This window comes from Micromonospora sp. NPDC004551 (assembly GCF_040609975.1).
Taxonomy (GTDB): domain Bacteria; phylum Actinomycetota; class Actinomycetes; order Mycobacteriales; family Micromonosporaceae; genus Micromonospora.
The window spans coordinates 1-3676 of the sequence record NZ_JBEXLM010000080.1 but is presented as its reverse complement, the minus strand read 5'-3'; the positions used below and the strand labels follow the sequence as shown (position 1 = coordinate 3676).

Sequence of the window (3676 nt, the reverse complement as noted above, 5' to 3'; positions counted from 1 at the left end):
GGCCGTTGGGGCGGCCTCGTGGACCTGCCGGAGACGGTGGACGCGCGGGCCGTGCGGCGGCTGTGCGGGGTGCTGGCCTCCGGTGCCGAGGACCAGGTGGCGGTGCGGTCGTCCGGGGTGTTCGCCCGGCGATTGGTGGCGGCGTCGGGTGATCCGGTGCGGCGGGAGTTCCGGTTGTCCGGGACGGTGCTGGTGACCGGCGGTACGGGTGCGTTGGGTGCCCGGGTGGCCAGGTGGGCGGCCGAAGCGGGGGCGGAGCATCTGGTGTTGACCAGCCGGCGCGGTGTGGATGCTCCGGGAGCTGGTGAGCTGGTCGATCACCTGCGCGGGTGCGGCGTGCGGGTGACGGTCGTGGCCTGTGACGTGGCGGACCGGGCGGCGGTGGCCGGGTTGCTGGACGGCCTGACCGCCCAGGGCGATCCGGTGCGCGCCGTCGTGCACGCCGCCGGCGCCCCGCAGTTCACCCCGCTCGCCGACGTCACCCCCGACGAGCTGCGCGACGTGCTCCGGGCCAAGGTCGACGGCGCGGCCCACCTCGACGAGTTGCTGCCCGACGGGCTGGACGCGTTCGTGGTGTTCTCCTCGATCGCCGGCGTGTGGGGCTCCGCCGGGCAGGCCGGCTACGCGGCGGCCAACGCCTTCGCGGACGCCCTCGTCAGCCGCCGCCGGGATCGCGGCGCCGGCGGCACGGCCGTGGCCTGGGGGCCCTGGGCCGGTGGCGGCATGGCGGTCCAGGGCGAGGCGCAGGAACAACTGGCCCGGCGCGGCCTGCCGGCGCTGGATCCGGACCTGGCCGTCGGCGCCCTCCAGGGCGCGCTCGACCGGGACGACGCCACGGTGGTGGTCGCCGACGTCGCCTGGGACCGGTTCGCGGCCGCGTTCACCGCGCTGCGCCCCAGCCCGCTGCTCGACGAGATCCCCGGGGCGCGGCCCGCCACCGTGAGCGGGCCCGAGGCGGGGGACGGTTCGCCGCTCGCTCGCCGGCTCGCCGGCCGGACCGCGCCCGAGCGGGACGCGTACCTGCTCGACCTGGTCCGCGCCCAGGCCGCCGCGGTGCTCGGGCACCCGACGGCCGACGCCGTACCGGCCGATCGCGCGTTCCAGCGGCTGGGCTTCGACTCGCTCACCGCCGTCGAGCTGCGCAACCGCCTCGCCGCCGAGACCGGCCTGGCTCTGCCGGCCACCCTCGTCTTCGACCAGCCGACCCCGCTGGCGCTCGCGGCGCACCTCGCCGCCGCCCTGACCGGCGCCCCGGCGGCCGAGGACCGGCCGGAAGCAGCCGCCGCGCTCGACGACGACCCGATCGTCATCGTCGGCATGGCCTGCCGGCTGCCCGGCGGCGTGACCGGTCCCGACGAGCTGTGGGAGTTGCTCGCCGCGGGCCGCGACGGCATCTCCGACTTCCCCCTCGACCGGGGCTGGGACAGCTTCCTCGCCGGCCGGCTCTCCGACGCCTCCTTCCCCCGGCAGGGCGGCTTCGTCTACGAGGCGGGCGCCTTCGATGCCGACTTCTTCGGCATCTCACCCCGGGAGGCCCTGGCCATGGACCCGCAGCAACGGCTGCTGCTGGAGGTCTCCTGGGAGGCCGTCGAATCCGCCGGCATCGACCCGGCCCGGCTCACCGGGGAGCGGGTCGGCGTCTTCGCCGGCGCCAGCTTCCAGGGGTACGCCTCGACGGCGATGGGACGCGACCAGGAGGTCGGCGGGCACCTGCTGACCGGCACCGCCACCAGCGTGCTCTCCGGCCGGGTGGCGTATGCGTTCGGGTTCGAGGGGCCCGCGGTGACCGTGGACACCGCCTGCTCCTCGTCGCTGGTGGCGCTCCACCTGGCCGCACAGTCCCTGCGGTCCGGGGAGTGCACGCTGGCGCTGGCCGGGGGCGTTACCGTGATGGCCTCACCGGCCACCTTCGTCGAGTTCTCCCGCCAGGGCGGGCTCGCCCCCGACGGCCGGTGCCGCTCCTTCGCCGACTCGGCGGACGGCACCGGCTGGGGCGAGGGCGTCGGGATGCTGCTGGTGCAGCGCCTCTCCGATGCGCGGCGGGACGGACGCCGGATCCTCGCCGTGCTGCGCGGCTCGGCGGTCAACTCCGACGGCGCGTCGAACGGCCTCACCGCCCCCAACGGGCCCGCGCAGCAGCGGGTCATCCGGGCCGCGCTCGCCGCCGCGCGACTGTCGCCGGCCGACGTGGACATGGTGGAGGCGCACGGCACCGGCACCACGCTCGGCGACCCGATCGAGGCGCAGGCGCTGCTGGCCACGTACGGGCAGGGGCGCGACGGGCAGGAACCTCTGCTGCTGGGGTCGATCAAGTCGAACCTCGGCCACACCCAGGCCGCCGCCGGCGTCGCCGGTGTAATCAAGACGGTGCTTGCCCTGCGGCACGGCCTCGTCCCGGCCACCCTTCATGTGGACACACCGTCGTCGAAGGTGGAGTGGTCCTCGGGGGCCGTCCGCCTGGTCACCGAGGCGCGGCCCTGGCCGGCGGTGGCGCGGCCCCGCCGGGCGGCGGTGTCCTCGTTCGGCATCTCGGGCACCAACGCCCACGTGATCATCGAGCAGCCGGAACCCGAGCCGGCCCCGGTGGACACCGCACCGATCGGTGCCGGGGACGCGGGCGCGCCCGTACTGCCCTGGCTGTTGTCGGCGCGGTCGGCCGACGCCCTGGCCGGGCAGGCGCGGCGCCTCGCCGACCACCTGTACGGCGGCGGGAACCCGTTGCCGGTCGACCTGGCCTGGTCGCTGGCCACCGGGCGGGCCGCCCTGGACCACCGGGCCGTCGTCCTCGGCACCACCGTGGACAACCTCGCCGCCGGACTGGCCGCAATCACCGGCGGCGCGACCGAACCCGGCCTGATCACCGGCACCGTAACCACCGGCCGGCGTGCGTTGCTGTTCACCGGTCAGGGTGCGCAGCGCCCGGGGATGGGCCGGGACTTGTATGACCGGTTCCCGGTGTTCGCGCAGGCGTTCGACCGGGTGTGCGCCCTGTTCGACGGCCGCCTGGATCGCTCGTTGCGGGAGGTGGTGTTCGCGGAGCCGGGCGGTGAGCTGGCCGGGTTGCTGGATCAGACGGTGTTCACGCAGGCGGGGTTGTTCGCCGTCGAGGTGGCGTTGCACGAGCTGCTGTCGTCGTGGGGTGTGGCCGCCGACTATGTGGCCGGTCATTCGATCGGTGAGGTGACCGCCGCCTACGTGGCTGGTGTGCTGTCGCTGGAGGACGCGTGCGCGCTGGTGGCGGCCCGCGGCTCGCTGATGCAGGCGTTGCCGGCTGGTGGCGGGATGCTCGCGGTCGCCGCGTCGGAGGAGCAGGTTCGGGGTCTGCTGGACAGTTGCGGCATCCGGCTGGATGTGGCGGCGGTGAACGGGCCGCGGTCGGTGGTGCTGTCCGGGCCGACCGTCGACCTGGACCGGGTCGCGGAAGAGTGCGCGGGGAGGGGCTGGCGGGTGAAGCGTCTGCCGGTCAGTCACGCGTTCCACTCGCGGTTGATGGAGCCGATGCTGGCCGACTTCCGCCGTGTTCTGGACGGTCTGACCTGGCATCAGCCGCGCCTGCCGATCGTGTCGAACCTGACCGGGCAGCTCGCCGAGCCGGCGGAGATCGCCAGCCCGGGCTACTGGGTGCGGCACGTGCGTGAGGCGGTGCGTTTCGCCGACGGCATCACCACCCTGCACG

Annotated in this window: 1 protein-coding gene; it reads left to right on the top strand. The window is 75.2% G+C overall.

Annotated features, from left to right (window positions below):
- Positions 1–3676 (top strand): type I polyketide synthase (locus tag ABZW14_RS34175; protein ID WP_355355378.1); only part of this gene is annotated, 3676 nt, incomplete at both ends.